Source organism: Sanguibacter suarezii NBRC 16159, from assembly GCF_001552735.1.
Lineage (GTDB): Bacteria > Actinomycetota > Actinomycetes > Actinomycetales > Cellulomonadaceae > Sanguibacter > Sanguibacter suarezii.
On record NZ_BCRT01000021.1, the window covers coordinates 556,576 to 562,819 of the forward strand.

Genomic DNA, 6,244 nt, shown 5'->3' on the forward strand with positions numbered 1-6,244 from the left:
CGCCCCATCCTGGCAGGTGGGCGGCTACGGTTCCCGGACCCGGCTCAGCCGCGCGTCCGCTCCCCCGTCGCCTGCGCCGTCGTGCCCGCCTGCGCCGCCGCCCCCACCGTCCCCGCAGCCGGTGCGAAGTCCACCACGGACGTGCAGCACGCGCCGACGAGCTCGGTGTCGTGGCTGATGAGCAGCACCCCCAACCCTCCGGCGGCCTCAGCCAGGACCAGGCGCACGAGGGAGGCGGTCGTCGCGGCGTCGAGCATCGCGGTGGCCTCGTCGCACACGAGATAGCGCGGCGCCTGGACGAGCGCCCGGGCCAGGCAGGCGCGCTGCAGCTGGCCGTCGCTCACCTGGTGCGGGCGCCGCCCGAGCAGGTCCGCGGTGAGTCCCACCCGCTCGGCCGCCTCCAGCACGTCCACCCGGCGCCCGACCACGTCCCCCGGCTCGGCGATGATCGCCGCGAGGGTGTGGCGCGGGTCGGTCGAGGCCCGGGGGGACTGGAACAGCATGGCGACCGCACCGCGCACGGCGCGCGGTGCGCGGAACCGCGTCCCGGTGGCCACGACGCCGTCCACCGTGACCGTCCCGGAGCGGGGCCGGTCGAGGAGGGCGAGGACCCGGGCCAGAGTGGTCTTCCCCGTCCCGGACGGCCCGGTCAGCCCGACCACGGACCCGGGGGCCACGGACAGCGTGACCCGGTCCAGCACGTGCGGGCCGCGGCCGTACCCCGCGGTGACGTCGATCGCGTCGAGGCTCATCAGGCTCCTGTCCGGGTGCGGTAGCGGCGATCGCCGACGCTGACCAGCGCCGTGGGACCGCCGGACTGGCGGCTCTCGGGACGGCGCAGGTGGTAGACGCACTCCTCCGGGAGATCGGTGAGCACGGGCGGGCTGCCCGGGATCGGGTGCAGCCCGCGGCTCGGCAACGCGGCGAGCAGGTCCCGGGTGTAGTCGTGGAGGGGATCCTCGAGGACCGCGCGGGCCGGGCCGGCCTCCATGAGCCGGGAGGCGTACATGACGGCGACGGCGTCGGCCACGTCCGTGCGCAGCAAGGACGCAAGGTCGTGGGTGATGAGCAGCACGGCCGCGCCGGCGTCGGCGCAGTCGCGCAGCACTGCCAGGACGTGGTCGGTGAGGGCGCGGTCCAGGCTCGCCGTCGGCTCGTCGGCGACGATCACGTCCGGGTCGCCCGCGAGCGCACCGGCGATGGCCACCCGCTGCGCCATGCCGCCGGAGAGCTCGTGCGGGTAGCAGTCCAGGGCGTCGGGGTCGAGACCGACGCGGCGGGCCAGCTCGTCGGGGGTGCGGGCGGTGCCGAGCAGCCGGATGGTCTCGGCGAGCTGGGAGCGGGCGGTGCGCACCGGCGTCAGGTGGGTCGCCGCAGACTGCGGGACCAGCCCTACCCGCCGGCCGCGGAACGGCTCTGCGGCGAAGACGTCGAGCGCGTCGTGGCCGGTGCCCACCGTCACGGTCCCACTGTGCCGGGCGCCGGCGGGCAGCATGTTCATCACCGCGGAGGCGAGGATCGACTTGCCGCAGCCGGACTCCCCCACGAGCGCGGTGACGGTCCCGGGCGCCACCTCGAGGTCGATGTCGCTCGCGGCGTGGACCACCTTCCCCCCGGGCAGCGGGAGGCGGACCGTGAGCGAGGAGATCCGCAGGCCGGACGACGACGGCGGCCCGGTCCGAGGTGCAGGCGCGGCACTGGTGGAAGCGGCGGTCACAGTCTCAGCTCCGACGGTTGGGGTGGGGCGAGCACCGTGCGCAGGGACGTCCCGAACACCGCGACGCACACCGTCGTGAGGACCAGCACACCGGCGGGGAAGGCCAGGGTCCACCACCCGCCCAGGAGCAGGGAGCTGCGGGCCTCTTCGAGCAAGGTGCCCAGGCTGGCCTCGTGGGGCGGCAGCCCGAAGCCGAGGAAGGACAGCGTCGACTCGTGCCACACCGCATGGGGCAGCAGCAGCACGACGGCGATGAGCGCCTGCGGCGCGGCGGCCGGGATGAGGTGACCGGTGATGACGCGCCGGCGTCCGGCTCCGGCGAGGATCGCCGCGTCGATGTAGGGCCGGTGCCGCAGGCTGAGGATCTCCGAGCGGATGATCCGCGCGACCTGGGTCCAGTGCGTCAGGGCGATGGAGAGCACGACGGCCAGCAGGCTGCCCCGGAACATCGCCACGATGACGATGCCCAGCAGCAGGTGCGGCAAGGCGTTGACGGCGTCGGTGCTGCGCATGACGATCCGGTCCACCCACCCCCCGGCCAGGCCGGCCGTGGTCCCGACGACGACGCCGATCACCGTGGCCAGCAGCGCGCAGGCGAGGGCGACGAGCAGCGAGGTGCGGATGGCCGAGGCGATCCGCACGAACAGGTCGCGCCCTGCGGAGTCCGTCCCGAAGAGGTTCTCGAGGGACGGTGCGAGGCGGGCGCTGGAGTAGTCGGTGACGCGGTCGTCCACCCCGGCGACCCACGGCACGAGCACCGCGTAGGCCACCACGACGGCGAGCAGCGCGCCGGCGACGACCATCCGCCGCCTAGCCATCGGTGCTCACCCGGGGGTCCAGGAGCGCCACGACGACGTCGGCCAGCAACGATCCGAGCAGCACCACGAGGGTGGTGCCCACGGTCAGCGTGGCCAGCAGCGCCAGGTCCAGGTCGCGGGCCGAGGTGACGATCGCACCGGCGATGCCCGGCCAGCTGAAGATCTCCTCCACGAGCACCGCCCCCACCACGAGCTCGGGCAGGCGGACCCCGACGACGTTGGCGAAGGGCCCGAGGGAGGTCGGCAGGATGTGCCGGCGGGTGATCACCGGTGCGGGCACTCCCCGGGCGACCGCCCCGGCCACGAAGTCCTCGCTCGCGGAGGAGACCATCGACTGCCGAACCGACAGCAGCAGCCACGGCACCTGGGTCACGGCCAGCACGGCCGCGGGCAGCAGGAGGTGGCGGGCGACCTGCCCCACGGTCGGGTCAGCGCCGGCGTCGGTCAGCCCCGCGACGGGGAACAGGCCCATCCCCAGGGCACCGACCGCGATCGCCCCGAGGGCCATGACGAAGGGCGGGGTGCCCTGGATGACGATGCAGGCCCCCGTGACGAGCCGGTCGAACCAGCCGCCGCTGCGCATCGCAGCCAGCATCCCCACGCCGAGCGCGACGACGATCGCCACCGCGAGCGCGGTGCCCACCAGCAGCAAGGTCCAGGGCAGCCGTTCCCCGAGCACCTGCGCGACCGGCTGCTGGAAGGACCGCGACGCACCGAGGTCCCCCGAGAGCAGGCTCTGCAGCCAGTGCCACCACGTGAGGTACCACGGCTCCGCCAGGCCGAGCTGCTCGGCGATGATCGCCTTGTCCGCGTCGCTCGTGGTCATGTACCGGGTGCCCAAGTACCCCACCAGCGGGTCGAAGGGGGAGATCGCCGCCGCCCCGAACAGGCCCAACGAGACGAGGAGGACCACCGGGACCATGAAGAGCAGGCGCCGGCCGATCATCCGCGCGATGTCGCGGCGGCGCTCCCCGCGCCGGCTCACCCGTGCCCGACGCCGGACGGCCGCGGTCCCGGGGACCGCGACGCGTGTGTGCTCCTCGCCCGGCCGGGGGCGGACGGTCGTCATGACTGGCGGGACCAGGTCTGCAGCGACCACCACGGGCCCCAGGTCACCCCGTGGGCATGGGGCTCGAGGACCTGCCCGGACATCGTCCACCCGGAGTCCTTGGAGACGTAGGTGTGGTCGAGGAAGACGAGGAACACGTACCCGGGGTCCTCGACGTAGGCGGTCTGGACGTCGCGGTAGGCGGCGCTGCGCTCGTCGGCGTCGAGGCTGTGCCGCCCGGTCTCCAGCCCGGCGTCGACCGCGGCGTTGGTGTAGTCGCTCGCGTTGTTGTAGATGCTGCCCACGCCGGGGGTGACGTACACCGAGCTCAGGGCGTCGTAGGCCTGGGTGTCGGCGTCGAAGGGCTCGTCACCGCCGCCCAGCAGCGTCAGGTCGGTGTTGATCCGCGGGTCGATGCGGTCCCAGGACAGGGCCTCGAGGTCGACCTCCACACCGACGGCGAGGGCATCGGAGGCGAAGGCCTGGGCGAGGTCGCGGCGCACGGTGTCGGTGGAGTTGTACATGACGGTCATCTCCGCGCGCTGACCGTCCTTGGTGCGGATCCCGTCAGCGCCGGCCACCCACCCGGCGTCGGTGAGGACCTGCTCGGCGGCCGCCGGGTCGTAGGTGAAGGTCGCGGTCGGCTCAAAGGTGTCGCCGTACACCTCGGGGATCGGGGTGTACGCCGCCCGACCGTGCCCGCCCAGGACGTTGTCGATCATGGACTGGCGGTTCACGGCGAGGTTGAGCGCCGTCCGGACCGCTGGGTCACCGGCGACGGGGTTGGAGGTAGGCATGGACACCCCGCGCCAGTCGGCGGAGGTGTGCGCGGTGACGGTCATCCCTTCCCGGTCGGCGAAGGTGTTGGCGAGCAGCGGGGGCAGGTTCGTCCCGTCGATCTCCCCCGAGCTCATCCGCTGGGCACGGGTGTTGTCGTCGGCGACGTAGAGCAGGGTGAGCTGGGTGATCTCCGGTGCGCCGTCCCAGTAGTCCTCGTTGGCCTCGAAGACCGCGCGGTCGGGTGAGAGGTCGACCAGCGTGTACGGCCCGGTGCCGATCGGTGCGGTGTTCAGGGTCGACTCCGCTGCCAGCCCCGGCGTCGCCACGGCCTCGGCCGGGACCACTCCGATGAGCAGCTTGGTGAGGAAGGGCGCGTAGGGGTAGGCCAGGCGGAACTCGACGGTGCTCTCGTCCACCGCCACCACCTCCGAGATCATCTCGAAGGAGGTCCTCGCCTCGGAGGCCGAGGCCGGGTCGAGGATCGCCTCGTAGGTGGCCACGACGTCCTGTGCGTCGAAGGTGGACCCGTCCGAGAACGTCACGCCCGGGCGCAGGGTGGCCGTCCACACGCTCGCGTCCTCGTTGGGGACCGGGACGGCGGTGGCCAGTGCGGGCTCGAAGGTGGGCATGCCCTCGCCGCCAGCGAGCCGCACCAGACCGTCGTACATCTTGGCGTCCCCTGCCGCGCCGTAGCCGGCCACCGGGTTGTACCCGCCCAGCTCGTACCCGTCGGCGAGAACGAGTGAGGGCGAGTCCTGCGTGTCCGCGCCGGCCGAGCCGTCGGGGGCTGAGCAGGCGGCGAGCAGCGCCCCCGCGGCGAGCAGCCCCACCACGCTCAGGCGGCCTCCCTCGTGTGCCAGGCGACGTCGAACGACCTTCTGCGATCGAGCCACTGCTGCTCCCTCCGAGGGTGGGCAGCAGTGGCTCGTGGGGCCCCGCCGCCCGGATGATCGGTTCTGTCATCCTGTCAGCGGCGTGGGCGCCTCGCATGCTTTCACACCCATTTGCATACTTTCGCAAGCAGGGGCGACGGACACCCAGGCGAATGCAGGACGCCGGACGCCAGTTCCGCGCGCGCTGCGGTCAACGTAGGCGCCCTCGGGCCGCATGACGGTGGCAGTGGGGTCGGCGCTGGCGGTCGGTTGTTCTGACGACACGTCGAGACTCGCGTGTTGCCCATGACGTTCTCGTGGGCGTCTCAGCGTCTCGCAACCCAGGCCTATGACACCGAAAGCACCGCCCGCTTGCGAGACGGGGTTACGAGATGCGCGGGCTATGGGCAACCCGCTGGCTCCGCGTCACCGCTGACGGCATCGATGAGACGTCTCGTAACCCATGAGTTGCGAGGCGCTTCGTTGCGACCTCAGGGTTGGATCTTGACGAGATCCCGCTGGCCTGAAACCCGTCGAACCCAACTAACCCACCCTTCTATCTGTAGCGGCAGCTACGGATCGACGTGCAGATGACCGTCGCCAGCACTCGACTCATGCACTTCGGTGCGATCGCCAATGCCCCGAATCGTCGACCCGCTGCGCCAGTCTTCGCGCCTGCCATCTTGGTGAGAAGCGGCCAGGCGTTCAGGTGTCCTGGACGAACTCCTGCGCGGGCGCGGGCGCGGGCGCCGTCGTCGAGATCGGAAGCGTCATGATCAGCGGCGCTACCCGGACGCATTGGTCCCGCATCGCGATCGAGCGATCCTGACCGTTGACGTAGGGGGACCCCGGCACCGCTTGCGCCTTTCGGGTGCATCCGTTCCTTGCGTTAGAGGATGCTCTCATTTAGTGTCTTCCCAGGTGAGACGTCCTAAAAGTGCATCTCGCTGTCCGCGCAGCAAACCGCCTGCGCTGCCCCTGTCAAACCGGGTCCAAGTGACTGGTGATT

5 protein-coding genes are annotated in these 6,244 nt (G+C 72.1%); all 5 read right to left on the minus strand.

The window, feature by feature from the left end:
- Nucleotides 1–44: 44 nt before the first annotated feature.
- From SS2_RS15905 to SS2_RS15925, 5 genes are read right to left on the minus strand one after another with little or no spacing between them, the layout of a single operon-like run.
- Nucleotides 45–752, minus strand: coding sequence for an ABC transporter ATP-binding protein (locus SS2_RS15905; RefSeq protein WP_066465777.1), 708 nt, complete (start codon nucleotides 750–752; stop codon nucleotides 45–47).
- Complete coding sequence (locus tag SS2_RS15910) at nucleotides 752–1,717, minus strand: ATP-binding cassette domain-containing protein (RefSeq protein WP_066465778.1); 966 nt, start codon at nucleotides 1,715–1,717, stop codon at nucleotides 752–754. The genes SS2_RS15905 and SS2_RS15910 overlap by 1 nt, the downstream gene beginning before the upstream one ends.
- Complete coding sequence (locus SS2_RS15915; protein WP_066465785.1) at nucleotides 1,714–2,535, minus strand: ABC transporter permease; 822 nt, start codon at nucleotides 2,533–2,535, stop codon at nucleotides 1,714–1,716. The genes SS2_RS15910 and SS2_RS15915 overlap by 4 nt, the downstream gene beginning before the upstream one ends.
- On the minus strand, nucleotides 2,528–3,604 hold the full coding sequence (locus tag SS2_RS15920) for an ABC transporter permease (protein WP_066465910.1): 1,077 nt from the start codon (nucleotides 3,602–3,604) through the stop codon (nucleotides 2,528–2,530). Before SS2_RS15920 ends, SS2_RS15915 begins: the two co-directional genes overlap by 8 nt.
- Nucleotides 3,601–5,256 (minus strand): ABC transporter substrate-binding protein, encoded by a 1,656-nt coding sequence (locus tag SS2_RS15925; RefSeq protein ID WP_217995615.1) that lies wholly within the window; start codon nucleotides 5,254–5,256, stop codon nucleotides 3,601–3,603. The genes SS2_RS15920 and SS2_RS15925 overlap by 4 nt, the downstream gene beginning before the upstream one ends.
- Nucleotides 5,257–6,244 lie beyond the last annotated feature (988 nt).